This window comes from Pseudofrankia saprophytica (assembly GCF_000235425.2).
Taxonomy (GTDB): Bacteria; Actinomycetota; Actinomycetes; order Frankiales; family Frankiaceae; genus Pseudofrankia; species Pseudofrankia saprophytica.
The window spans coordinates 7,229,217-7,253,360 of the sequence record NZ_KI912266.1 but is presented as its reverse complement, the minus strand read 5'-3'; the positions used below and the strand labels follow the sequence as shown (position 1 = coordinate 7,253,360).

At 70.6% G+C, this 24,144-nt stretch carries 21 protein-coding genes; 12 read left to right on the top strand and 9 right to left on the bottom strand.

The window, feature by feature from the left end:
• Positions 1–156: 156 nt before the first annotated feature.
• From FRCN3DRAFT_RS0230530 to FRCN3DRAFT_RS0230520, 3 genes are all read right to left on the bottom strand, one after another.
• A complete protein-coding gene (locus FRCN3DRAFT_RS0230530; RefSeq protein WP_007509878.1) occupies positions 157–1,608 on the bottom strand; it encodes an aldehyde dehydrogenase in 1,452 nt (483 codons plus the stop codon).
• Between the two features lie 160 nt (positions 1,609–1,768).
• A complete protein-coding gene (locus tag FRCN3DRAFT_RS0230525) occupies positions 1,769–2,689 on the bottom strand; it encodes an HpcH/HpaI aldolase/citrate lyase family protein (protein WP_007509876.1) in 921 nt (306 codons plus the stop codon).
• A 58-nt stretch (positions 2,690–2,747) separates the two neighbouring features.
• Positions 2,748–3,716, bottom strand: a complete 969-nt coding sequence (locus FRCN3DRAFT_RS0230520) for a TIGR03621 family F420-dependent LLM class oxidoreductase (protein WP_027141084.1) — start codon at positions 3,714–3,716, stop codon at positions 2,748–2,750.
• A 312-nt stretch (positions 3,717–4,028) separates the two neighbouring features.
• Here FRCN3DRAFT_RS0230520 and FRCN3DRAFT_RS0230515 point away from each other — a divergent pair, with 312 nt between their 5' ends.
• The 8 genes from FRCN3DRAFT_RS0230515 (at position 4,029) to FRCN3DRAFT_RS0230480 (ending at position 12,079) form a co-directional block, all read left to right on the top strand.
• The gene (locus tag FRCN3DRAFT_RS0230515; RefSeq protein WP_007509872.1) at positions 4,029–5,219 is read left to right on the top strand and encodes a CaiB/BaiF CoA transferase family protein; all 1,191 of its coding nucleotides are present in this window, start codon (positions 4,029–4,031) and stop codon (positions 5,217–5,219) included.
• A 176-nt stretch (positions 5,220–5,395) separates the two neighbouring features.
• Positions 5,396–6,691 carry an aromatic ring-hydroxylating oxygenase subunit alpha gene (locus FRCN3DRAFT_RS0230510; RefSeq protein ID WP_007509870.1) on the top strand — a complete coding sequence of 432 codons (1,296 nt, stop codon included), beginning with the start codon at positions 5,396–5,398 and terminating at the stop codon, positions 6,689–6,691.
• 14 nt (positions 6,692–6,705) lie between these two features.
• Positions 6,706–7,047 carry a hypothetical protein gene (locus FRCN3DRAFT_RS0230505; RefSeq protein WP_007509867.1) on the top strand — a complete coding sequence of 114 codons (342 nt, stop codon included), beginning with the start codon at positions 6,706–6,708 and terminating at the stop codon, positions 7,045–7,047.
• Between the two features lie 22 nt (positions 7,048–7,069).
• Positions 7,070–7,906, top strand: coding sequence for a TauD/TfdA dioxygenase family protein (locus tag FRCN3DRAFT_RS0230500; protein WP_007509865.1), 837 nt, complete (start codon positions 7,070–7,072; stop codon positions 7,904–7,906).
• A 127-nt stretch (positions 7,907–8,033) separates the two neighbouring features.
• Positions 8,034–8,789, top strand: a complete 756-nt coding sequence (locus tag FRCN3DRAFT_RS0230495; RefSeq protein WP_007509863.1) for an SDR family NAD(P)-dependent oxidoreductase — start codon at positions 8,034–8,036, stop codon at positions 8,787–8,789.
• Positions 8,790–8,888: 99 nt separating this feature from the next.
• Positions 8,889–9,629: an SDR family NAD(P)-dependent oxidoreductase gene (locus FRCN3DRAFT_RS0230490; RefSeq protein ID WP_007509861.1), complete on the top strand. Its 741-nt coding sequence runs from the start codon at positions 8,889–8,891 to the stop codon at positions 9,627–9,629.
• A gap of 106 nt (positions 9,630–9,735) precedes the next feature.
• A complete protein-coding gene (locus FRCN3DRAFT_RS0230485) occupies positions 9,736–10,491 on the top strand; it encodes an SDR family NAD(P)-dependent oxidoreductase (protein ID WP_007509859.1) in 756 nt (251 codons plus the stop codon).
• Positions 10,492–10,657: 166 nt separating this feature from the next.
• A complete protein-coding gene (locus FRCN3DRAFT_RS0230480) occupies positions 10,658–12,079 on the top strand; it encodes a carboxylesterase/lipase family protein (protein ID WP_007509857.1) in 1,422 nt (473 codons plus the stop codon).
• A 325-nt stretch (positions 12,080–12,404) separates the two neighbouring features.
• Here the strand turns inward: FRCN3DRAFT_RS0230480 and FRCN3DRAFT_RS0230475 are convergent, their stop codons facing one another.
• Positions 12,405–13,811, bottom strand: coding sequence for an aldehyde dehydrogenase family protein (locus tag FRCN3DRAFT_RS0230475; RefSeq protein WP_007509856.1), 1,407 nt, complete (start codon positions 13,809–13,811; stop codon positions 12,405–12,407).
• A gap of 173 nt (positions 13,812–13,984) precedes the next feature.
• Between FRCN3DRAFT_RS0230475 and FRCN3DRAFT_RS0230470 the strand changes: the two genes are divergently transcribed.
• The 3 genes from FRCN3DRAFT_RS0230470 (at position 13,985) to FRCN3DRAFT_RS0230460 (ending at position 18,057) form a co-directional block, all read left to right on the top strand.
• The gene (locus FRCN3DRAFT_RS0230470) at positions 13,985–15,283 is read left to right on the top strand and encodes an acyl-CoA dehydrogenase family protein (RefSeq protein WP_007509854.1); all 1,299 of its coding nucleotides are present in this window, start codon (positions 13,985–13,987) and stop codon (positions 15,281–15,283) included.
• Positions 15,276–16,385, top strand: a complete 1,110-nt coding sequence (locus tag FRCN3DRAFT_RS0230465; protein ID WP_007509852.1) for a phosphotransferase family protein — start codon at positions 15,276–15,278, stop codon at positions 16,383–16,385. The genes FRCN3DRAFT_RS0230470 and FRCN3DRAFT_RS0230465 overlap by 8 nt, the downstream gene beginning before the upstream one ends.
• Before the next feature lie 484 nt (positions 16,386–16,869).
• On the top strand, positions 16,870–18,057 hold the full coding sequence (locus FRCN3DRAFT_RS0230460; protein ID WP_007509850.1) for a cytochrome P450: 1,188 nt from the start codon (positions 16,870–16,872) through the stop codon (positions 18,055–18,057).
• Positions 18,058–18,168: 111 nt separating this feature from the next.
• On the opposite strand, the gene FRCN3DRAFT_RS50000 is transcribed toward FRCN3DRAFT_RS0230460, so the two are convergent.
• Entirely contained in the window at positions 18,169–18,549 is a 381-nt protein-coding gene (locus FRCN3DRAFT_RS50000; protein WP_157845277.1) for a PIN domain-containing protein, read from the bottom strand.
• Between the two features lie 41 nt (positions 18,550–18,590).
• Entirely contained in the window at positions 18,591–18,809 is a 219-nt protein-coding gene (locus tag FRCN3DRAFT_RS47065; protein ID WP_007509845.1) for a hypothetical protein, read from the bottom strand.
• Between the two features lie 575 nt (positions 18,810–19,384).
• On the opposite strand from FRCN3DRAFT_RS47065, the gene FRCN3DRAFT_RS0230445 reads away from it, so the two are divergent.
• Positions 19,385–20,908, top strand: coding sequence for a class I adenylate-forming enzyme family protein (locus tag FRCN3DRAFT_RS0230445; protein ID WP_007509841.1), 1,524 nt, complete (start codon positions 19,385–19,387; stop codon positions 20,906–20,908).
• Positions 20,909–20,952: 44 nt separating this feature from the next.
• Here FRCN3DRAFT_RS0230445 and FRCN3DRAFT_RS0230440 read toward each other — a convergent pair whose 3' ends face one another.
• The 3 genes from FRCN3DRAFT_RS0230440 to FRCN3DRAFT_RS0230430 are packed head-to-tail and all read right to left on the bottom strand — an operon-like array spanning position 20,953 to position 24,096.
• Positions 20,953–21,657 carry a GntR family transcriptional regulator gene (locus FRCN3DRAFT_RS0230440; protein ID WP_007509839.1) on the bottom strand — a complete coding sequence of 235 codons (705 nt, stop codon included), beginning with the start codon at positions 21,655–21,657 and terminating at the stop codon, positions 20,953–20,955.
• A gap of 58 nt (positions 21,658–21,715) precedes the next feature.
• Positions 21,716–22,702, bottom strand: a complete 987-nt coding sequence (locus tag FRCN3DRAFT_RS0230435) for a phosphotransferase family protein (RefSeq protein WP_198536182.1) — start codon at positions 22,700–22,702, stop codon at positions 21,716–21,718.
• A gap of 53 nt (positions 22,703–22,755) precedes the next feature.
• On the bottom strand, positions 22,756–24,096 hold the full coding sequence (locus FRCN3DRAFT_RS0230430; protein WP_007509836.1) for an acyl-CoA dehydrogenase family protein: 1,341 nt from the start codon (positions 24,094–24,096) through the stop codon (positions 22,756–22,758).
• Positions 24,097–24,144: the final 48 nt, after the last annotated feature.

Genomic DNA, 24,144 nt, shown 5'->3' with positions numbered 1-24,144 from the left:
AAGTGCTGAGAGCAGCATTCTCGGCTAACGGAAGCTGCTATCCCAACCTACCGTACGACGCCCGCGCGGCAGGCGTGTCCGGGGACGCGTCCGGGACCGAGATGACCACGGCCGGCCGGCCTGGCACCGTCCGGCCGTGGTCTGGCGCCGCGCTGGTTACCGGCTGGCGGCGACCGAGATCGACTTGGAGTCGAGGAAGCCCTCGATGCCCTCCTTGCCCAGCTCGCGGCCGATGCCGGAGGCCTTCACGCCGCCGAACGGCGCCGCCGGGTCCATGCTGTAGGCCTCGTTGACGCCGAAGGTGCCGCTGCGCACCCGCCGGGCGACCCCGAGGCCGCGCTCGACGTCCGCCGTCCACACCGAGCCGGACAGGCCGTACTCGGTCGCGTCGGCGATCCGGACCGCCTCGGCCTCGTCGGTGTAGGGGATGACGGACAGGACCGGGCCGAAGATCTCCTCCTGCGCGATGCGCATGGAGTTGTCGACGTCGGCGAACAGGGTCGGCCGGATGTACCAGCCACGGTCGACGCCGGCGGGCAGGTCGGCGCCGCCGGCGACGAGCCGGGCGCCCTCCTTCTGGCCGAGCTCGATGTAGCCGCGGACCCGCTCCTGCTGGCGCTGGGCGACCAGCGGGCCGACCGCGGTGGCGGGGTCGGTCGGGTCGCCGGTGGGCAGCGAGGAGACCATGGTGGCGAGCGCGTCGACGTACTCGGCGTAGCGCGACCGGGGGACCAGCACCCGGGTCTGGGCGACGCAGGCCTGGCCGCTGTTCATCAGGCCGGCGACCTCGACGCCCTTGGCCATCGCCGCCGGGTCGGCGTCGTCGAGCACGACGGCGGCGGACTTGCCGCCCAGCTCCAGGCCGACCCGCTTGAGGTTCGCCCCGCAGGCGGCGGCGACCTTGCGGCCGGCGGCGGTGGAGCCGGTGAACGAGACCTTGTCGATCCCCGGGTGCGAGACCAGGTACTCGCCGATCTCCCGCCCGGCGGGCAGGATGCTCACGACACCCGGCGGGATGTCGGCCCGCTCCAGCAGGCCGGCGAGCCAGTACGCGTCCAGCGGCGTCTCCGGCGACGGCTTCAGCACGACCGAGCAGCCGGCGAGCAGCGCGGGGATCAGCTTGCCGATCGTCAGGTGCATAGGCATGTTCCACGGGACGATCGCGCCGACGACGCCGACCGGCTCCTTGCGCACCAGGATGTCCTGGCCGTAGAAGCCGGGACGCGTCTCCTCCCAGACGAGGTTCTCGGCGATGCCCGCGAAGGCGTTCATCATGAACATCGGGATGGCGACGTGCCCGACCTTGGCGAAGCTGATCGGCGCGCCCATCTCGGCGGTGATCAGGCTGGCGAGCTCGGCGCGGCCCGGCTTGTAGAGCGCCGCGAGCCGGCGGATGGCCGCGACCCGCTCCGCCGGGTCCAGGCGGGGCCAGGGGCCCTCGTCGAACGCCGTCCGCGCGGCGGCCACCGCCTTGTCGACGTCGGCCGGGGTCGGCTCGGCGATCGTGGCGATGACCTCCTCGGTGGCCGGGGAGATGACGTCGAACGTGTCCGGGCCACTCGGCGCGACCCACTCGCCGCCGATGAACAGACGATCCTGAACCTGCATGGTTCCTCCGGTTACCCTTCGCTTCCTGCTGCCGGTCGCGCGGTAGGGCGCCTTACTACTGCCTTCTTGCACTGTGCGTCGGGTTGGCCTGAAGCGGCGGTTGCGCTCGGGTCGGGTTGCCTGGCGGCCCTGGGCTGAGGGGCGGGTTGGTTCCGGTGGTCTAGACCTCGTCGACGAGTCCGGCGAGCGACGCCCGGTGCAGCACGTTGGCGGCCAGGCGCATGTGGGCGGCGTCGACGAGCCGGCCGTCGCGCCCGATCGCGCCGACCCCGTCGCGCTCGGAGGCGCGGTAGACCTCGATCGAGTCGCGGGCCTCGGCGATCTGCGCCGCCGTGGGGGCGAAGACCTCGTTCGCGATGGGCACCTGGGACGGGTGGATCGCCCACTTGCCGTCGTAGCCGAGCAGGCTCGCGTGCGTCGCGGCCCGGCGGTAGCCGTCGGGGTCCTTGTACGCGGGGTAGGGCGCGTCGATCGCGTCGATGCCGGCGCCACGGGCCGCCGCGAGCACCTGCACGCGGGCGAAGTGCCAGAAGTCGCCGGGGTAGTCGCCGAGCGGGTCGAAGTTGCCGTTCACCCGGGCGTGCAGCGACGCCGACAGGTCACCGGCGCCGAAGATGATGGCCTCCAGCCGGGGGCTGGCCTTGGCGATCTCGGCCGCGTTCGACAGGCCCTCGGCCTCCTCGATGAGCACCTCGAGGCCGATCCGCCGGCGCAGGCCGAGCTTGGTCTCCAGCTGGGTGAGCAGGACGTCGACCCACCAGACGTCGCGGGCCGAGCGCGCCTTGGGCACGATCAGGACGTCGACGGCCTCGCGGGCACCGGTGACGATCTCGATGATGTCGTCGTGACACCACTCGGTGTCCAGTCCGTTGACGCGGACGGCGCGGACCGTGTGGCCCCAGTCCTGGCCAATGAGCGCCTTGACGGCGATGCCTCGGGCGGACGCCTTCGCGGCCGGCGCGCAGGCGTCCTCCAGGTCGAGGAAGACCAGGTCGGCCCCGGACGAGCCGGCCTTCATGCACATCTTCTCGCTGCTGGCCGGCGTCGCCAGCTCCGAGCGGCGGGCGCGCGGTTCGCGCACGGGTCCTCCTGTGATCCTGGCCGGCCGGGTCGGGCTGCCCGCCGGTCGGCGCTGAAGGCTACTTACCGGCGAGCTGGGCGGCGATCGGCGCGAAGCTCTCGAGCTGGTCGGACTGGATGGTCACGTAGTTGATGCCGAAGGCCTCGCGGCGCGCGAGCAGCTGGTCGGCCACCTCGTCGGGGGTGCCGACGAGCACGTTCGGATGCGCGGCGGTCACGTCCGGCGTGGTCTTCATCCACCCGGCCAGCTTCTCGAACACCGCCGCCTTGTCCGTGGTGATCTCGGAGAAATACGGTGAGCCCTCGATGTCGAGCTCGCCCACGCGCTCGGGCGCGGCCGACCGGACGTAGTCGACCCGGCGGGCGAGCTCCTCGGCCGGGGTCAGCCCCGCGTCGTTGACGGCGGTGAAGTGCACGTTGGAGATGCTGACGATGTCCGCCTCGCGGGCGGCGAACGAGAGCACACGCTTCTTGGCGCCGCCGATCATGATCGGCGGGCGCGGCTGCTGCACGGGCGCCGGCAGGCCGCGGTAGCCGGAGACGTTGACGTGGTCGCCCTTGATCTCGATCGGCTCGCCGGACCAGTGGGCCTTGGCCAGGGCGACGACCTCGACGAGCTTGTCGATGCGCCGCGGCGCCGGGGCGAAGGTGAGGCCCATGGCCTCGTACTCGGCCCCGTTCCAACCCGCCCCGATGCCGAACTCGAGCCGGCCGTCGGACAGCAGGTCGATCGTCGCCGCCTCCTTCACCAGCGCGGCCGGCACGTGGTAGTCGACGCAGAAGACCCGGCAGCCGACCCGCAGGGAGGTGGTCACCGCGGCGGCGGCGGTCATCGCGGCGATCGGGGCCAGGTGCTGCGGCGGCATGCTCGCCGCCCGCGCCACGGGGCCGGGGCCCAGGTAGTGGTCGGCCACGAAGAGCGTCGAGTACCCGAGGTCCTCCGCCTTCCGGGCCAGGTCGCGCCACGCGGTACCAGACGCTGCCTTGGTGCCCTGGACGGCGAAGCGGAACGGACGGACCATTGGCATGCCCTGATTATACGATGCTCGCAGGACTATAGGACGCCCTACGATTTGTGGTAACGTCGCTCTCGCCAGCGTACGCTGATCGTTCTCATCAAGACGAGCAGATCATTCTCGTCTGAGAGACGACCGTTCTTCTGGAGGGCGTGATGACGGGAGCCCCGCCCTCGTGGCGCGCCCGCCCGGGCGCCGTGGTCCGCCTCCGCGACCGGCCCGGGTGGTGCCGGAAGAGTGGAGGGCGTCCCCGCGCCTCACCCTGATCCGGCCGGTAACCCGATCTTCGATCTCGCCCGCCCGTCTCGTCAGAAGGTCCACGGCATGCATGCGCTCGACGGAGTCAAGGTCCTCGATCTCGGCACCTTCCTGGCCGGCCCGTTCTGCGCCACGGTGCTGGGTGAGTTCGGCGCCGAGGTCGTCAAGGTCGAGCGCCCCGGCGTCGGCGACCACCTGCGCCGGTTCGGCAGTGACACGGAGTGTGGCGACACGCTCGTCTGGCTGTCGGAGGCACGCAACAAGCGGTCGGTGACGATCAATTTCGCCGACCCGCGCGGCCGGGAGCTGCTCCGCGAGCTGATCGCCTGGGCCGACATCGTCATCGAGAACTTCCGGCCTGGCGTCATGGAGAAGCTGGGTCTGGACTTCCCGGCGATCCAGGAGATCAACCCCGCCGCGATCCTGCTGCGGGTGTCCGCCTACGGGCAGTCGGGCCCGCTGCGGGACCTGCCGGGCTTCGCCCGCATCGCGCACGCGTTCTCGGGCCTGGCCTATCTCGCCGGCGAGCCGGACGGCATCCCGGTGACGCCCGGCTCCACCTCGCTCGCCGACTACATGTCTGGCATGTACGGCGTCATCGGGGTGCTGATGGCGCTGCGAGCCAGGGAGACCACCGGGCGCGGCCAGGTCGTCGACATCGCGCTGTTCGAGACGATCTTCCGGGCGCTGGACGAATTGGCGCCGGCCTACCAGAAGAACGGCTATGTCCGGGAGCGGATGGGCGCTGACACGGTGAACGTCGTGCCGCACAGCCACTACCGGACCGCCGACGGCCACTTCGTGGCGATCGCCTGCTCGCACGACGACATGTTCGCGAGGCTGGCGCGGGCGATGGGCCGGCCGGAGCTGTCCGCCCCCGACGTCTTCGGGCCGAAGCAGAACCGGCTGGCGGCCCGCGACGTGGTCAACAAGCTGGTTACCGACTGGGTCGGCTCCCTGTCGTGCGACGAGGTCGTGGCCCGCTGCCGGGCGGCCGAGGTGCCGGCCGGCAAGCTTTACTCGATCGCCGACATCTTCGACGACGAGCAGTACCAGCACCGCGGGACGATCACGGTGGAGGAGTCCCGGATCGGACCGCTCGCGGTGCCGGGAGTGATTCCGGCGCTGTCCGAGACCCCGGGCGAGATCCGCTGGCTCGGCCCGGAGCTCGGCGAGCACACCGACGCGGTGCTCGGCCAGATCCTCGGCCGCTCGGCCGACGAGATCGCCCAGCTGCGCGCGGACGGCGTCGTCTGATGGCTCCCGCCACGTCTCGGCTGCTTCAACCTGACGCCGTCGCGTCGCGTCGTTCACGCGCCGTCCCCGTCAGATCCACATCCACATTCTGATCATCACAGCATCGCAGCTCGCAGCACCGCTGATCGGTGCCGGAGTCCATCCGGTCCGAGATCATCCCTGGAGGGGGTGGAGAAATGTCCAGCATCGAGAAACTGGCGACGGGCCGGGCCAAGTACACGCTGGATTACCCGGAGCTTGGTACCGGGCCAGTCAGCTACGAGGACTCGATCTCAGAGGAGTTCTACCAGGCTGAGCATGAGGCGATCTTCAGGCGGACCTGGCTGAAGGTCGGCCGGGTCGAGCAGCTGCCGCGCAACGGCACCTTCTTCACCCGCGAGTTCAAGGGCCTTGGCTCGATCGTGATCAGCCGGCACACCGACGGCGAGATCTACGCGCTGCACAACGTCTGCGCGCACCGCGGCAACAAGGTCGTGTGGCAGGAGCACCCGGGCGAGGAGTCCAAGGGCTCCGCCCGCCAGTTCCAGTGCAAGTACCACGGCTGGCGCTACGGGCTCGACGGCAAGTGCAGCTACGTCACGAAGCGCGACCAGTTCTTCGACTCACTGCCCGAGGACGGGCTGGGAATGCCGCAGCTGCGCTGCGAGGTGCTGGCCGGGTTCATCTTCGTGAACTTCAGCCAGGACGCCCCGACGCTGCGGGACTTCCTCGGCGAGAAGCTGGTCACCGAGCTCGAGGCGTGGCCGTTCGAGAAGTTCACCAACCACTGGGGCTTCAAGACCCTCATCAAGGGCAACTGGAAGATCGGGATCGACGCCCTGTTGGAGTGGTACCACCCGGCGTACGTTCACGGGCGGTTCCTCAACGCCGACATGTCGAAGGCGGAGAAGCTCGTCCCGCCGATGGACTCGTACCACTACGACCTGTTCGCCCCGCACATGCTGACCTCGGTGCCCGGCCCGCCGCCGCTGAAGAAGCGGACGCGGTCCGTCGGCCCGGCCCAGCGCGACCAGGACTGGGTCTACCGGCTGTTCCGCGGTGGCATCTTCGGCCCGGACGACCTGCCGGAGGACATCGACTACCTGACCCCGGAGCGCAACCCGGGCAACGTCCAGTACTGGAGCAACGACCAGTACTGGCTGTTCCCGAACCTGTCGATCCAGCTGTGGCACCGCGGGTACTACATCACCTACCAGTACATCCCGGAGTCGGTCGGCACGCACTCGTACGAGGTCGACATCTACTTCCCGGAGCCGAAGAACGTCACCGAGCGGCTCGGCCAGGAACTGGTGGTCGACAGCACGATCGAGTTCGCGATGCAGGACACGAACACGGTGGAGGCGACCTGGTCGGCGCTGAACAACCGCGCGCTGGGCACGTTCCACCTGTCCGACATGGAGCTGATGATTCGCCAGTTCCACCACGTCGTCCGGGAAGCCGTCGCCGCTTACCAGGCCGGTAAAGAGAAGTAGAAGGAGCCCACGAGATGAGCACCACGACGGGCACCTTGCCCGAGAAGTTCGGCGTCCTCGAGCCCTGGGTCGAGGACTGGGCGCTGGCGTCGCGGCCCGAGCGGTATGCGAAGCGGCTGACGAAGACCATCGACGAGCTGGGCGAGTTCTACGACGCGATCGCGCCGCTCGCCGAGGAGGCGATCGCCTACCTCGACTCGTTCGACGTGAACGACCTGCCCGAGGCGGAGACCCGGCTGCTGCACCTGCTCTACTCGATGATCATGGTCTCGTATCCGGTGAACATCTTCAAGCAGCCTCGCATCCCGGACTCCGGAGCGGCGTTCTTCAACGCCACCGTCGAACCCGCCATCTGAGCGGGCCAGGGGCGAACGCGCGATGAGTGTCACCAGGACGCAGATCACGCCGACCACCGGCGTCGAGATCGTCGGGCTGACCGGCGGCGCGCTGCTCGATCCGGCGGTCGCCGCGGACACGCTCGCGGCCCTCGACGAGCGGGGCGTCGTGATCTTCCGGGAGGCGAACGTCACCGACGACGAGCTGGTGGCGCTCAGCCGCCTGCTCGGCGACGTCGTGCCGCCGGCGCGCGGCGCGGTCGAGGGGCACCCGGAGGTTCAGGCGATCACCCGTGACGCGTCGAAGAGCAAGATGGCGGCGTACCGCGAGGCGACGTTCTGGTGGCACTTCGACGGCGCGACCGACACCGTGCCGGACAAGTGCACGCTGCTGACCGCGCGGGAGATCTCCCATGACGACGACGGCGACACCGAGTTCGCCAACGTCTACGCCGCCTACGACGCCCTCCCCGACGACGAGAAGGCGGGGCTCGCGGGGGTGCGGGTGGTGCACAGCTTCGCGGCGTCGCAGCTGCGCGTCTACCCAAGCCCCTCGGAACGGGAGCGGGCGTCCTGGGACCGGATCCCGTCCCGGGAACACCCGCTCGTCTGGCACCGGCGCAGCGGCCGGCGGTCGCTGCTGCTCGGCGCGACCGCCGGCGAGGTGGTCGGCCGGCCGGCCGACGAGGGGGAGTCGCTGCTCGACCGGCTGCTCACCTGGGCGGCACAGCCCCAGTTTGTGGTACGCCACAAGTGGCGGCGAGGCGACCTCGTCATCTGGGACAACACGGGGATGTTGCACCGGGCGCTGCCCTACGGCGAGACCTCCAGCCGGCTGATGCACCGCACGTCGATCGCCGGCGACGAGGCCATCTCCTAGTCGCCGTCGCCGCACATCCGGACGGGTGCCCGCGGGCGACCGGCCGCCGCGCGGCGGCCGGTCGCCCGCGGGCACTCGGTTCACGGGCTGACCAGGGCACATTCAGGACCAAAGGAGGTTCGGCACAGTGACCGAGCAGCGGACGGCGCTTGTGACCGGCAGTGGGTCGGGCATCGGGCGGGCCATCGCCCATCGGCTCGCCGCGGACGGCTTCGCGGTCGCCATCCTGGACCTCAACGCCGACGCGGCCAAGAAGGTCGCCGAGGAGATCGGTGAGGCGGGGAACGAGGCCGTCGCCTTCGGCGGGGTCGACGTGTCGAGCCGCGAGCAGGTGAACGCGGCCGTCGAGAGCATCCGGGCCTCGATGGGTCCGGTCCTCGCGCTGGTGAACAACGCGGGCATCACCGGCTTCCGGGAGTTCCTGAAGATCAGTGACGCGTCCTGGGACAAGACCATCGCGGTCAACCTGTCCGGGCCCTTCTACCTCACCCAGGCGGTGCTGCCCGACATGATCGCGGCGCACTGGGGCCGGATCGTGAACATCTCGTCGTCGAGCGCCCAGGGCGGCCAGCAGTACATGACGCACTACGTCGCCTCGAAGGCCGGCCTCATCGGCATGACGAAGGCGCTCGCGCTGGAGTTCGGCCCCGAGGGGATCACCGTCAACACGATCCCGCCGGGCTTCGTCGACACGCCCATGCTGCGCGAGTCGGAGCGGCGCGGCATGTTGGGCGGGGGCGTCGACGACCACGCCGAGAAGACCCCGGTCCGCCGGGCGGGTAAGCCGGAGGACATCGCGGCGGCCACCTCGTTCCTGTGCCGCGACGAGGCCAGCTACATCACCGGCCAGATCATCGGCGTCAACGGCGGCCGCAACACCTAGGACGCCGTCCCCGGCTTCGGCTGGGTCGCGGTCGTCGGCCGCTGGGGCAGTCGGTGCTGGGGCAGTCGGTAAGGACATCGGCGTCCACTGGAGGTTGTCGTGGGAAGGCTGGACGGCAAGGTCGCGATCGTCACGGGTGCCGGGTCCGGGATCGGGAAGGCGTCCGCGCTGCTGTTCGCGGCCGAGGGCGCCAAGGTCGTGTGCGCGGACCTGAACGGCTCCGAGAAGGACACGGCCGCGCAGATCGGCGCGGGCGCGGTGGCGGTGGCGGTGGACGTGGCCGTGGCCGCCGAGGTCCAGAACATGGTCGAGACGGCGGAGCGCGAGTTCGGCCGGCTCGACGTGCTGTTCAACAACGCCGGCATCTCCGGCCCGTTCGGGCCGATCCACGAGCTCGACGAGGAGACGCTCGACCGCCTCCTCGCGGTGAACATCAAGGGCGTCTTCCTCGGCATCAAGTACGCCGTCCCCGTGATGCTGCGGACCGGCGGTGGCTCGATCATCAACACGGCGTCGAACGCCGGGATGGTCGGCTGGAAGGGCAAGGGCGGCTACTCGGCGGCCAAGGGCGGCGTCGTGCTGCTCACCAAGTCGGCGGCCCTCGACTACGCGAAGTCCGGCATCCGGGTCAACGCGGTCTGCCCGGGCATGACCTGGACCGGCATGGCCGCCGCCCAGGCCGGTCCCACGCCGCCCGCGGACATCAAGGTGCCGAACCCGATGGCCCGGTTCGCCAGTCCGGAGGAGCTCGCCGCGGCGGCGCTCTTCCTGGCCAGTGACGAGTCCTCGTTCATGACCGGCGTGGCCATGCCGGTCGACGGCGGCTACGTCGCGCGCTGACGACGACGTTGACTGTTGAGCCTTGCATCACCACTGTGGGCGCCGTGCCTCGCCGGTCCGATAGGGCTGGATGGGGAAGGTTCCTTTACCAAGGAGGTTCGCGGTAGTGACCGAGCGACGGACAGCGGTCGTCACCGGCGGCGGGTCGGGCATCGGGCGGGCGATCTCGCTGCGGCTCGCCGAGGACGGCCTCGCGGTCGCCGTCCTCGACCTGAACGCCGAGGCAGCCGAGCAGGTGGCCGAGGAGGCGCGCAAGAACGGCGGGGAGGCGATCGCCCTCGGCAGCGTCGACGTGTCGAGCCGTGAGCAGGTGAACGCGGCGATGGACCGCGCCCGCGAGGCATACGGCCCGGTGCTGGTGCTCGTCAACAACGCAGGCCTCACCGCCAGCAACAAGTTCCTGAAGATCAGCGATGACCTGTGGGACAAGATGCTCAAGGTGAACCTGAGCGGGCCGTTCTACTGCTGCCAGGCGGTCGTGCCCGACATGACCGCGGCGGGCTGGGGCCGGATCGTGAACATCTCGTCTTCCAGCGCCCAGGGCGGCCAGGCGTTCATGGTGCACTACGTGTCGTCCAAGGCCGGGCTGATCGGCTTCACCAAGGCGCTGGCCCTGGAGCTGGGGCCCAGCGGCATCACCGTGAACACGATCCCGCCCGGTTTCGTCGACACCCCGATGCTGCGCAGGTCCGAGGAGAAGGGCTACCTCGGCACCTCGGTCGAGGAGCACGCCACCAGGGTCCCGGTCCGCCGGGCGGGTAAGCCGGAGGACATCGCGGCGGCCACCTCGTTCCTGTGCCGCGACGAGGCCAGCTACATCACCGGCCAGATCATCGGCGTCAACGGCGGCCGCAACACCTAGGCCGGCGGCCGGCCGCTGGCCGCCGCGAGCCTCCGTCGGCCTCGGTCGGCCGGTCCAGGAATGCCCGACCGGTCGCGTATTTCGGCATTGCCCGGAAACGGCGGCGCAGCACGGCAGAATCGGGTCAAGAGGCGGACGGCCGTCGGCCCGGGACTGGGGGTGGCCTGTGCCGACCAAGGGGCCGACCGTCTTAACCACGCACGGAACCGTCAGCGGCGCCATCACCGACACCGGGATCCACGTCTTCAAGGGGATTCCGTACGCGGCCCCGATCGGCGGCCCGGCCCGGTTCGCGGCGCCGGCGGAGCCGGAACCCTGGGAAGGGACCCGGGAGGCGACCCACTTCGGCCCCGGCGTGCCCCAGCCGGCGTTCGTCGGCGCGCCGGACCCGTTGTGGCGGCCCGGCGACGGCGACGACTGCCTCACCGTCAACGTGTGGACGCCCGACCCGGGCGGCGCCGGCCTGCCGGTGCTGGTCTGGCTCTACGGCGGCGCGTTCATCATCGGCTCGACGGCCCAGCCCGGCTACGACGGGGCGACGCTCGCCGGCGCCGGGACCGTCGTCGTGAGCCTCAACTACCGCGTCGGCCTCGAGGGCTTCGGCCGGCTGCCCGGCCGGCCGGACAACCGCTGGCTTCTCGACCAGCTGGCCGCGCTGCGCTGGGTCCAGGACAACGTCGCCCGGTTCGGCGGCGACCCGGGCAACGTCACGATCTTCGGCCAGTCGGCCGGCGCCACGGCGGTCGCCTGCCTGACCGCGGCGGACGCCGGGCGCGGCCTGTTCCGCCGGGCGATCGCGCAGAGCGTCGCCGGCGTCGTGCTGACCCAGGATGAGGCGACGGCGGTCACGGAACGCATCGCCGCGACGCTGGGCGTGCCGGCGACGGCGGAGGGACTCGCCGGGGTGGCGCCGGAGGCCATCCACGTCGCCCAGGCCGTCCCCGGCGAGGTCACGCCGTACGCGCCGATCCTCGACGGGGAGCTGGTGCTGGGCCTGCCGTGGGAACGGTTACGCGTCGAGGTCGACCTGCTGGTCGGCTTCACGTGCGACGAGTTCCGGTTCTTCACCCTGCTGGAAGGCCTGAAGGAGGCCGATCCGGCCGCGACCGCCGAACGCGCCGGTCTGCCCGCCACCGCCGTGGCCGACTACCGCGCCGTCCACCCCGGCATCTCGGACCTCGACCTGCACACGCTGATCATGTCGGACCGCACGTTCCGGATGCCGTCGCTGTGGTGCGCCCGCCGCCACCCCGGCCGCGCGTTCGGCTACGAGTTCACCTGGCCGTCGCCGGCGTTCGGCGGGGTGCTCGGCTCCTGCCACGCCGTGGACGTCCCGCTGACCTTCGGCAACCTCGCCGGTGGGATGGCCGACCTGCTGCTCGGCGTGCCCACGCCGGCGGAGGCCGTGGTGCTCTCGAAGGAGATCCGCAGGGCCTGGGTCGCCTTCGCCACCGACGGCGACCCGGGCTGGCCCGAGTTCGGCTCCGCCGGCCCGGCCGGCCTCGCCCGCCGTTTCGACGTCCCGACCTCCCTCATCACCGACCCAGAAGCGGCCTCCCGCAGTATCTGGGAACCAGTCCTCGGCTGACCCCTTAAACCAAGCCACGCCCCGCGGCCCCGGCTCCCGCCATCTCCGCGCACCATCTTTTTCCTTTTCGCCGTCCAGCCGACCCTCCGAGCCGACCGCTGGGCGGGCGGCGACGACGGAATCAAGATCAGTCAGACGTTTCGCGCCGCCGGTGCCGCGCGGCGTCTGACTGATCTGCGCGGCACTCCGGCCGAGGTGGCGTCTGACTGATCTGCCCGCCGCACCGGCCGGGGCGGCGTCCGCGCGGCCTGCTCGCCGCCCCGGCCGACGACCGAGCCTGCCCGTTGGTGGGGCTGGCCCGGCCGTCAGCCAGGTCCGGCTGTCGTCATTTCTTGGCGCGGTACTGGACCTGGATCTCGGTGAAGCCGGCGAGGCCCCAGGGGCCGTTCTCGACGCCGAGGCCGCTCCACTTGAACCCGCCGAAGGGCTGGTGCGGGCCGAGGGCGACGTGGGTGTTGACCCAGGCGGTGCCGCAGTCGAGTTGTTCGGCGACCCCGGCGGCCCGGTCGGGGTCGGCCGACCAGACCGAGCCTGAGAGGCCGTACATGGTGGCGTTGGCGCGGGCGACGACCTCGTCGACGTCGCGGTAGGAGATCACCGGGAGCGCCGGGCCGAACTGCTCCTCGTCGACGATGCGGGTGCCCTCGGCGGCGCCGGTCAGGACGGTCGGTGCGAAGAAGTAGCCGGGGCCGTCGATCGGTGCGCCGCCGGTGGCCGCCTTCGCGCCGCCGGCGAGCGCGTCGGCGACGAGGCCGGACACCCGCTCGAACTGGGGTCGGTTCTGGACCGGGCCGAGTTCGGAGGCCGGGTCCATGCCGTCGCCGACCTTGACCCGCGCGACGCGGGCCGCCAGCGCGTCGACGACGTCGTCGTACAGGGACTCGGGGACGTAGAGGCGCTTGATGGCCGAGCAGACCTGGCCGTTGTTGTCGAAGGCGCCACGGAAGAGCTTCTCGGTGATGACGGCCGGGTCGGCGTCGTCGAGCACGATCGCGGCGTCGTTGCCGCCGAGTTCGAGGGTGACCCTTTTGAGGTCGGGGGCGGCGGCGGTGGCGATGTGCTTGCCGGTGGCGACGGACCCGGTGAAGCTGATCTTGCGGGGGGTGGGGTGGGCGGTCATCCACCTGCCGAGTTCGTCGCCGCCGGAGACGACGTTCAGGACGCCCGGGGGGAGGACCTCGGCGAGGATCTCGCCCATCAGCAGGGTGCTGCGGGGCGTGAACGGTGAGGGCTTGAGGACCATCGTGTTGCCGGCGAGCAGCGCGGGGCCGATCTTCCACGCCGACAGCACGATCGGGAAGTTCCACGGGGTGATCGCGGCGACGACGCCGACGGGGCGGCGGACGACCTCGGCGTAGGCGCGGGCGTCGTCCTGGATGACCTCGCGGCCGACCTCCAGGTCGGCGAAGTACTTCAGCCACATGCTGGCGGCGAACGGCTCCATCTTCGCGGCCTTCAGCGGCTTGCCCTGCTCGGCGGTGAGGACCGGGCCGATCCGGTCCGCGGCCGCGGCGAGCCGTGCCGAGGCCTCCCGCAGTGCGGTGCGGCGGGCGGTCTCGTCCTTGCGCCAGTCGGGGAAGGCCTTGGCGGCGGCGTCGAACGCCTCGTCGAGCTGCTCGCGGGAGCAGTCGGGCGCGTCGGCGTGGACCGCGCCGGTCGCGGGGTTGACGACGCCGAAGGTCGACGGGGCGGCCCGGCGCTCCCCGCCGATGATCATTGAAACATCGGACATGAGTTCCTCCGCATCTGGCACTGGAGCGCCGGCCCGTGCCACTGAAACTGTGTTGAAATCTGACTAACGTGCGCGCTGGTCGTGCGTCAACCGACGAGCGGCACCGCCGGCGTCCGGCACAAGCTTCGGCTTCCTCGGAGGGGCTCGAGGTCTGACACGGCGAGGGAGTGCGCATGGGATGGGACTTCGAGACGGACGCCGATTTCCAGGCGGAGCTCGACTGGATCGACGAGTTCGTGCGCCAGGAGGTGCAGCCGGTCGATCTGGTGGTCACGAACGCGCGGGACCTACGTGATCCGCTACGCCGGGAACTGATCCCGCCGCTTCAGGAGAAGGTACGCGAACGTGGCCTTTGGGCCTGCCATCTCGGCCCGGCGCTGGGCGGCCCGGGATACGGGCAGCTCAAGCTGGCGCTCATGCACGAGATCCTGGGCCGGTCGCACGCCGCGCCGGTGGTGTTCGGCTGCCAGGCGCCCGACTCGGGCAACGCGGAGGTCCTCGCCCGCTACGGCACCGACGAGCTCAGGAAGCGCTACCTCGAGCCGCTCGTCGCGGGCGAGATCATGTCCTCCTTCTCGATGACCGAGCCGGGCGGCGGCAGCGACCCGACCCAGTTCGTCACCCGGGCCGAGCTCGACGGTGACCAGTGGGTGATCAACGGCGAGAAGTGGTTCTCCAGCCACGCCCGCTACGCGTCGTTCCTCATCGTGCTCGCGGTCACCGATCCCGACGCGGCACCGCACCGCCGCCAGTCGATGTTCGTCGTCCCGGCTGAGACCGCGGGAGTCACGATCCTGCGCAACGTCGGCGTCGCGGGCCACGAGGAGATGGAAGGGGCGCACGCGTACATCCGCTACCAGGACGTGCGGGTGCCGGCCGACCATCTGCTCGGCGAGCGCGGGCAGGGCTTCGCCGTCGCGCAGACCCGGCTCGGCGGCGGCCGCGTCCACCACGCGATGCGGACCGTCGGGCTGGTGCGCGAGGCGTTCGCGATGATGTGCGAGCGGGCGCTGAGCCGGTTCACCAAGGGGGAGCCGCTCGCCCGCAAGCAGCTCGTGCAGGCGATGATCGCCGACTCGTGGATCGAGATCGAGCAGTTCCGGTTGCTCGTGCTGCGCACCGCCTGGCGGATCGACCGCTACGACGACTACGACCGCGTGCGCGCCGACATTCACGCGGTGAAGGCTGCGATGCCGAAGGTCCTGCACGACGTCGCCGCGCGGGCGGTGCAGATCCATGGCTCGCTGGGAATCTCCAACGAGATGCCGTTCGGCGCCTGGGTGCTGGAAAGCTTCCAGATGGGGCTCGCCGACGGCCCGACGGAGGTCCACCGGACCGCGCTCGCGCGTACGTTGCTGGCGCAGTTCGAGCCGGCCGCGGGCCCCTTCCCGTCGGGGCACCTGCCGGCGCGCCGGGCCGCCGCGCGCGAACGGTTCGCCGAGCAGATCGAGCGGGCCGTCCACGGTGACTGAACCGCCCGCGCCGGGGATCCCGCCCGCGCCCGGGATCCCACCCGAGGTCGCCCCCGTCCGCCCCGGCCAGGAGCTGGACTGGGCCGGGATCCGGGACTACCTGGCTCCGCGGCTCGGCGTCGACGAGCCGATGGAGGTGGCGCAGTTCCCGAACGGCTCGGCCAACCTCACCTACCTCGTCCGGTTCGGCGACCGGCGTTTCGTCCTGCGGCGCCCGCCGTTCGGCGTCCTGGCGCCGGGAGCGCACGACATGCGCCGGGAGCACCGGGTGCTCTCCCGGCTGTGGCGGGTCTACGACCGCGCGCCGCGCGCATTCCTGTTCTGCGACGACCCGGACGTCGCCGGCAGCGACTTTCTTGTCTCCGAGTACCGTCCCGGCACCGTGGTGTGGGGCGTGATCCCGCCCGAGCTGGGTGGGCGCGCCGGGGCGCACCAACTGGGGCTCGCGACCGTCGACGCGCTCGCGGACCTGCACGCGGTCGACCCCGCCGGCTGCGACCTGGACCGGCTCGGACGTCCGGACGGTTTTCTCGAGCGGCAGCTGGCCGGCTGGCGCGACCGCTGGGGGCGGGTCGCGACATGGGCCGATCCGGCGCACGACGCCGCGATGACGCGGACCGCCGACCTGCTGTCCCGCCACCTGCCGGCCAGCCAGGCCGCGGCGCTCGTGCACAACGACTTCAAAGTCAACAACTGCCAGTTCCGGCCCGGGCACCCCGAGCGGGTCGCGTCCGTCTTCGACTGGGACATGGCGACGCTCGCCGACCCGCTGGTCGACCTGGGCACCCTGCTGAACTACTGGCCCGACCCGGCCGACACGGACGACGACCACGCCATCCACGACCCGGGCATGGACACGCTCGGCCTGCCTACCCGCGCCGAGGTCATCGACCGTTACGCCGCGCGCAGCGACCTCGACCTGGCCGCCGTCGCCTGGTATGAGGCGTTCGCCTGCTGGCGGGTCGCCGTCATCCGCCAGCAGCTCTACGCCCGCTATGCCCGCGGCGAGTCGACGGATGAACGTATGGCGTCCCGCGGCGAAACCGTCAGAATGCTCGCCCGCCGCGCCCTGCGGATCCTGACCGAAAACCGGCCCGCCTGAAGGTGCCGCATTGATGGATGCGTCGCGATTGGTACGGCCTAACGGCGGAGATCCACGCCGAGGTGGGCTCCTCGGCCGGAAAGCGGGGCCACCGGCGGGATCGAACTCCGTGTCCGTCCTGGTGAGCCGGCGTCGCGGGGTTCAGACCTCCCGCGGCGTCTTGGGCGTAGCGAATGGGACTGTCCGGGCCGTTGCCGATGGACGACAGTTTTGGGCGCCGCCCGCGCGATCGCCCAGGTCATCCGTCGCGCCGCACGCGGAGGGTAGGCGCGATGTGTCACGAGGTGAGACGCCGGGCGTGTGGGGCGACGTCCTCTTTGAAATGTTGTCGTGACGTAGTTCGGCCGGCGGGATTAGAAATGCGGTGTGACGCACCACCCACCAGGCCTCGCCGCCGCCGCCTGGAGGGATCTCCGTCGCCGACTATGCTCCGATTTGGTCGAGGTAAATACCAATTATAATCACGGTGGCGAGGGTTTCGGCTGTGCGCGATCTGTACTGGGACCCATTTGACAAGGCGATCGACGTCGACCCGTATCCGGTCTGGCGTCGACTGCGCGACGAGGCGCCCGTTTACCGCAACGACCGGCTCGACTTCTACGCGCTGTCACGGCACGAGGATGTCGACGCCGCCCACCGCGACCCGGCGACCTTCAGCTCCGTCTACGGCACGGTGCTGGAGATCATGAGTTCGGAGCCGATGGACACCGGATTCATGATCTTCAAGGACCCGCCGGCGCACACCGCGATCCGGCTGTTGGTCTCCCGGGCCTTCACCCCGCGGCGCATCGCCGAGCTGGAGCCCTACATCCGGTCGGTGTCCGCAGAGCTGCTCGACCCGCACCTCGGCTCCGCCGGCTTCGACTACGTCCAGGAGTTCTCGGCCCAGCTGCCGTCGAGGGTCATGTCCGAGCTGCTCGGCGTCGAGGAGGCCGACCGCGAGGAGATTCGTCGGACGATCGACCAGGCGTTTCACATCGACGAGAACAAGGGCATCGTCAACGACATCTCGTTCGGCGCCCAGATCAAGCTGTACGACTACTTCGGCGACGCGATCGAGTCCCGCCGTGCGAACCCACGCGACGACATGATGACCGCCCTGGTCGAGGCCGAGATGCGCACCGAGGACGGCGGCACCCGCCGGCTGACCAGCGAGGAGGCGACGGACTTCGCCTGCCTGCTCGTCAGCACCGGGACCGAGACCGTCGCCCGGCTGGTCGGCTGGGCCGGCCTCATCCTCGCCGAGAACCCGGAGGCGCGCGCGGACCTCGCCGAGGACCCGGGACTGATCCCGAACGCCGTCGAGGAGCTGCTGCGCTACGCCGCGCCGTCGGCGGTGCAGGGCCGCACCGCCCTGCGCGACGTCGAGCTGCACGGCGTGACGATCCCGGCGAAGTCCAAGGTGCTGCTGCTGACCGCGTCCGCCGGCCGCGACGAACGCAGGTTCCCCGACCCAGACCGGTTCGACATCCGCCGCAAGGTCGACGGCCACGTCTCCCTCGGCCATGGCATCCACTTCTGCCTCGGCGCGGCGCTTGCCCGGATGGAGACGCGCGTCGCGCTGGAGGAGACGCTGCGCCGCTTCCCGAAGTGGGAGATCGACCGGGGTGGCGTCGAGATGCTGCACACCAGCACAGTCCGCGGCCACAAGCACCTGCCCATCACCCTGTAGACGCCGTACGGCCGTGGTCACCCGTCTCGCGCGACCGGCTCTGCCTACGCTCGCCACGACGGGCGCAGGCAGAGCCGGGGAGAACGCCGCGTACGACCCGGGAAGACGGGGTCATGCAGCCGCCACTCGTATCCGTGAGTCGTCCGCGGCAAGTGCTGTGATGTCACGGGGATCGCTCGTCATTATCACCACTGAGCCGGCGCCCGCGACACGTTGCGCGGTCGCCACCACCATGGCGTCCACTGCCGTGCCGCCACCGGCGAGCAACCTGCCGGCCTCCCGCGCGAGCGGTTCGTCGAGCGGATGGACATCGCTGACGGACTTCAACACGCGGTTGACGGCGGTATCTCGCCGCTGATTGCCGCGGACGAGCTCGGTGATGACGGGAGCGGGAACCCAGACCTGAGACTGCTCACGCAGAGCGGCGGCGAGCATCGTTCGCGCCGTCTTGTCGAGCCGGGACAACGCGATCACCGCACCGGTGTCGAGCACGAACGGGATACCGAGTGGGCCGCTGGGTGGACGCCGCCTCGTCACGGCCGGAACCACCGACGCGCCTCCTCGATGTCCTCCTCTGGGACAGGGCCAGCTTCCTCGTCTGAGGCAGCGAGGAACTCAGCCAGCCGATCGTGCTGCAGCCGCTGCCGCAGAGCGGCGTTGATGTAGGCGGAAAGCTCCCTCGGCCCGACCCGCTCGCGGGCCTCCTGCACCAGGTCTGAGTCGAGCGTGAGCGACACCTTGGTCACCGGCACGGCTCCAATCCTACTTGGAAGGCGATAGCAGGGCCGTCCATTTCGCTGCGCGGCGACGGCAGGCGGCACCTGCGCCGTTTCTCCTTCGGCGGCCCGAGTCGGCGTATAGGTCGTCGCATGTCCGGCTGGACTGTCGGGTGCGTCCCTGCTGGCTGCGACAGTAGTGACCCGCTCGAACCTGGTCAACATCGGCCTGGGTGCCCACCCTCTCGAACACCGCACTGGTCCGGAGCCTGTCACCGGCCGGCCATCGGATCGTTCGCGGGCTCGGGATTCCCGATGCCGGTTCCCGAAGATCTGGCGGAGACGGTGAGCCTGGCAGAGAAGACCGGCTGGCGCATCCACGCTCCGGCGTGACGCGGCGGAACTCGGCGGTCGTCATCATGTGCGCCTGGCTTCGGGCCGGTCACGGATCCCTCGCCGACGGGTTCCGTCCGGGACAATGATCGCCATCGAGTGGCACGTCTGCTCGTCCGCCGTCGTGGTGAAACCGAATTGGCGAATTCCCGCGCGCCGTCATTCTCGCGGGCCGTCGTTTCGTGGATCGTCCGCGTACCGCGTCCTAGAATCGGCTCATGACCGCGATGACCGCGCCGGTGGGTCACCTGACCTGGCCGGAGCGCATGGACGAGCTGGCCGCCGCGCATCCAGAACTCATTGCCCTGACGACCACGGCTTTAGGTGGCGAGACCCTGACATGGGGTGAGCTCGCGCGGCGAGGCAATCTGGTGGCCGCCCGGCTGAACGGATTTGGGATACAGCCCGGGGACGTCGTCTGCGTCGAGCTGCCCAATCGCTGCGCGCACGTCGTCTGCACTCTCGGCGCCTGGCGACTGGGCGCGACCGTGCTGCCGTTACGCCCTGGCCTGCCGGGGCCCGAGCGCCGGCGGCTGCTCGAGTTGGCCGGCCCGGCCGTGGTCGTGGTGGACGGTCGACCCGCCGCTGACCAGGAGGTGGCCGCCGACGAGCTGATGGGCGCCGCCGACGCGGCCCCGCCGGCGCGACTCCCGTCGGTCGTGTCGAGCCCGGCGTGGCTCATAGCGTCGGGTGGGTCGACCGGGGCGCCGAAACTGATCGCCTCCTCGACGTCGACGATCGTGCCCTCAGGCGCGCGAGCGGTCGGCCCCGCCCTTTTCGGGGACACCGCCGGCACTCGTCATCCCGTGAACCTGGTCTGCTCGCCGCTTTACCACACGCAGGGCTTCGCCATGCTGCACCACACCCTCGTGGACGGTTACCGGAACGTTCTGGTATCCCGGTTCGACGTGGAACAGGTACTGGATCTCATCGAGAAGGAAAGAGTCGTCATGGCGGCATTCGTGCCGACCATGTTGACCCGGTTGTTGCGTAGCCCGGGCATCCGCGAAAGGGATCTCTCCAGTCTCGGCCGAGTCATCCAGGGCGCGGGCGCCTGCCCGGAGTGGGTGGTTCGGGAATGGATCGACATCGTCGGCCCGGAACGCTTCATCATGGGCTACGGATCCTCGGAGGGAGTCTGCAGCGCGCAGATTCGCGGCGACGAGTGGCTGCGGCATCCGGGCAGTGTCGGGCGCCCGGCGGGAACCGAGGTCCTGGTCGTCGACGAGGACGGAGCGGAACTGCCGGCGGGGGAGGTGGGCGAGCTCTACTTCCGTCCGGTCCAGGGAACGCGGGACGTCCGGTACATCGGCCACGCGGCGCCGCGTACCCGGCCGGGAGGCTACGTCTCGATCGGGGACCTCGGCAGGGTGGACGAGGACGGCTATCTCTACATCGCCGACCGCCGAACCGACATGGTCGTCACCGGCGGGGCCAACGTCTACGTCTCCGAGGTCGAGGCCGCCCTGCTGCGGCACCCGGACGTCGAGGACGCCGTGGTGATCGGCCTGCGCGACGCCGAATGGGGCCGGCGGGTGCACGCCATCGTCCAACCACGGCCAGAGGCCGGCCGGGACGGCCTCGCGGACGCGCTCCGCTCTCACTGCAAGAGCCATCTCGCGGGCTACAAGGTCCCCAGGACCTTCGAGCTCGCCGACGACCTGGGCCGCGCCGACACTGGCAAGATCAACCGAAGCGCCCTCGCCGAGCTCAGAGAGAATCCCGGCCCCGGCGAGCAGTAGCGTCGCCCGCGTCGCCCGCGGCTGGCCCGGCGGCCGCCGGAGACCTACGTGGTGTCGGGCCAGTAGCCGCGGGTGCGCAGGTGGCTGGTGGTGACGGCGGCGCAGGAACGCACGTGTTCCTCGCTGATCCGCGCCGTCGCCACCACGTCGCCCGCCTCGATCGCGCCGAGCATCTGCTCCCGGTAGGTCGCCTCGTTGCCCACCCACCCGGGCGCGTCGAAGTAGAAGCTGCCCTGCAGCGCGCCGCCGAGGAACCGCAGGATCGTGTCGAGGCGCGGCGATCTCCCGGCATTCGCGATCACGTGGAAGAACCGGCGGTTGAGTGCCTGCACCTGGGTCACGTCGTCGGTCGTGGCGATCTGCTGGTGCAGCCGGCGGAGCTCGGCGAGCTCCACCGGCGTCAACCTCTTGACCGCTCGCTTCGCCGTCATCCCCGAGACCAGCGCCACCACCTCGTAGTGGTCCTCGATGTCCTCGACGGTGACGTCGGCGACGAACGCGCCGCGGCGGGGCACGGCGTCGACGAAGCCCTTCTGCGCCAGCTCGATGAGGGCCTCGCGGACCGGGGCGCGGCTGATCCCGAGAGTGTCCGCGATCTCGTCCTGATCGACCTTGCTGCGCGGCGGCAACGCGCCGGAGACGATCGCGTCCCGGATGAAGTCGGCCGCCTCGTCCTTGAGGTTGCCGTAGGCCCGCCGACCCGAGGCGAACCTGCGGATCGCACTCGGGTCGACGTCGCGTGTGCTCACAGGCCGCTTCCGCGATCAGCCGACGCGGCAGATGTGACGGGCACCGTCCCCACCTCCGTCACGACACCGCTGGGTAGTCGCTGGACTCGGCGATCTCCGCCGCCTCCCGCATGTACTTGACCACGTACCCACCGAAGTCCTCGAGCTTCGGATCGCCGTTCGCGCGCTGGTAGCCCTGCTCCAGCACGATCGCGAGTTTCCATTTTGCCAGTACCAGGTAGTAGTCGAAGTCATCGACCTGCCGGCCCGAGCGTTCGGCGTAGAAGGCGAGGAGCGCGGACCGGGACGGCATGCCGACGAGGTACTCGTTGTCCGACGGTCCGGTGGGGTCCTCGGGCCAGCTGTGCAGCGCCCAGGCGACGTCCAGCTTCGGGTCGCCGACCGTGCCCATCTCCCAGTCGAGGATCGCCGCGAGCCGCCCGGGTGCGCCGTGGCGGAACATGACGTTCGGGAACTGGTAGTCGCCGTGCATGATGCCCGGCACGAAGTCGAGCGGCCGGTGGTTGGCGAGCCACGCCGTCGCCTCGTCGAGCCCCGGGACCTCGCGGGCCCGGATCCGCTGGTAGAAGCGGGTCCAGCGCTCGACCTGCCGGTCGTGGTAGCCGTCCGGCCGCCCGAGGTCGCCGAGGCCGCGGGCCTTCCAGTCGACCGCGCCCATCAGCACGATGCCGTTGATCAGCTCGTGCGCCAGCTCGCCGCGGGCGGCGAGGTCGGTGTCGAACGGCGGCGCCCACCAGCCCGGCGTGTTCATCACCGACCAGCCGTCGACCACGTCCATCAGGTAGAAGGGGCGGCCGATCACGCTCGGGTCGTCGCAGGCGGCGATGGCGTCGGCGACCGGCACGTCGGTCCCGGTGAGCGCCTCGATGAGGCGCCACTCCCGCAGGATCCCGGCGTCACGTTCGGCCGGCGCCGCCGCGGGCGGCTTGCGCAGCGCCGCGGCGAAGTCGCCCCGCCGGATCTCGAAGATCTCGTTCTGCCGCCCGCCGGACAGCAGCCGAGCCTCGACCGGCAGGCCCCGTCCCGGCAGGTCGCGCGAGTCCATCCAGCTTCCCAGCGCGTCGACGTCGATGGTCGACGCGCTGCTCACGACCGCACTCACGCGCCCGCGTCCTGCGGCTCGAGGAGCTCCGCTGGCTCGAGGAACTCGGCTGGCTCGAGGAACTCTGCGAACTTCTTGCGGGCCGCCTCCTGCCGCAGCGGCAGCCACTGCGTCGGCCACAGGCCGTCGGTGGCCTTGCCCTCGCTCAGCACCTTGCGGGCGACCGTCAGCCGGTGCACCTCGCTGGGCCCGTCGGCGAGGCCCAGGATCATCGACCCGGAGAACCACTCGTTCAGCGGCAGGTCGCTCGTCGTCCCCAGGGCGCCGTGCACCTGCAGCGACCGCTGGGTGATGTTGTGCATCACCTGCGGGGTGAGCACCTTCACCGCGGCGATGTCGTGCCGCACGGCCTGGTAGTCCTTGAGCTTGTCGATCCGCCAGGCCACGTACAGCACGAAGAGGCGGAACTGCATGAGCTCGGCGTAGGAGTCGGCGATGTAGTTCTGCACCGACTGCTTCTTGGCGAGCACGCTGCCGCGGGTCTCGCGGCTCAGCGCCCGCTCGACCATCATGTCCAGCGCCCGGCGGGCCTGGCTCACGGTGCGCATCGCGTGGTGGATGCGCCCGCCGCCGAGCCGGGTCTGGCTGATGGCGAAGGCCTGCCCCTCGCCGCCGAGGATGTTCTCGGCCGGCACCCGGACGTCGGTGAAGCGGACCAGGCCGTGCGTGCCCTCACCGACCGGCTCGTGGCCGAACAGCGCCATGTTGCGCTCGATCTCGATGCCAGGCGTGTCGGCCGGCACGATGAACATCGACGCGCCGCGGTGGATGTCGACGTCGTGGTTCGTCACGGTCATGACGATGTAGAACGCGGCCCACTTGGCGTGCGAGGCCATGAACTTCAGACCGTTGATCACCCATTCGTCGCCCTCGCGGACGGCGGTGGTGGTGAAGACCCTCGGGTCGGAGCCGCCCTGGGGCTCGGTCATGGCGAAGCACGAGACGATGTCGCCGTCCAGCAGCGGCTGCAGGTAGAGGCGCTTCTGCTCGTCGGTGCCGTAGTGGGCGAGGATCTCGGCGTTGCCGGTGTCGGGCGCGGCGGTGCCGAAGATGACCGGGCCCCAGGCGGCGCGCCCGATGAGCTCGTTCAGGAGAGCGAGCTTCACCTGTCCGTAGCCCGGGCCACCGAGCTCGGGGCCAAGGTGGCAGGCCCAGAGCCCATGGTCACGTACCTGCTGCTTGAGCGGTCCGACGATGCGGGCCAGCGTCGGGTCGACCGGACGCTCGAACACCTTGTGCCGCCACAGCGCGTCGAGGGGCTCGACCTCCTCGCGCACGAACTGCTCCGCCCAGTCCAGCTTCTCCTGGAACTCGGGCTCGGTCTCGAAATCCCACACTGCGTACCTCCCGAGGATGGCCCAGCCACTTTCTCAAGTAGCAAGTAG

Coding starts and splice junctions, on each gene's coding strand:
- FRCN3DRAFT_RS0230530 (WP_007509878.1), bottom strand. CDS start 1,608: ATGCAGGTTCAGGATCGTCTGTTCATCGGCGGCGAGTGGGTCGCGCCG.
- FRCN3DRAFT_RS0230520 (WP_027141084.1), bottom strand. CDS start 3,716: ATGCCAATGGTCCGTCCGTTCCGCTTCGCCGTCCAGGGCACCAAGGCA.
- FRCN3DRAFT_RS0230515 (WP_007509872.1), top strand. CDS start 4,029: ATGCATGCGCTCGACGGAGTCAAGGTCCTCGATCTCGGCACCTTCCTG.
- FRCN3DRAFT_RS0230510 (WP_007509870.1), top strand. CDS start 5,396: ATGTCCAGCATCGAGAAACTGGCGACGGGCCGGGCCAAGTACACGCTG.
- FRCN3DRAFT_RS0230505 (WP_007509867.1), top strand. CDS start 6,706: ATGAGCACCACGACGGGCACCTTGCCCGAGAAGTTCGGCGTCCTCGAG.
- FRCN3DRAFT_RS0230500 (WP_007509865.1), top strand. CDS start 7,070: ATGAGTGTCACCAGGACGCAGATCACGCCGACCACCGGCGTCGAGATC.
- FRCN3DRAFT_RS0230475 (WP_007509856.1), bottom strand. CDS start 13,811: ATGTCCGATGTTTCAATGATCATCGGCGGGGAGCGCCGGGCCGCCCCG.
- FRCN3DRAFT_RS0230470 (WP_007509854.1), top strand. CDS start 13,985: ATGGGATGGGACTTCGAGACGGACGCCGATTTCCAGGCGGAGCTCGAC.
- FRCN3DRAFT_RS0230445 (WP_007509841.1), top strand. CDS start 19,385: ATGACCGCGATGACCGCGCCGGTGGGTCACCTGACCTGGCCGGAGCGC.
- FRCN3DRAFT_RS0230435 (WP_198536182.1), bottom strand. CDS start 22,702: ATGGACTCGCGCGACCTGCCGGGACGGGGCCTGCCGGTCGAGGCTCGG.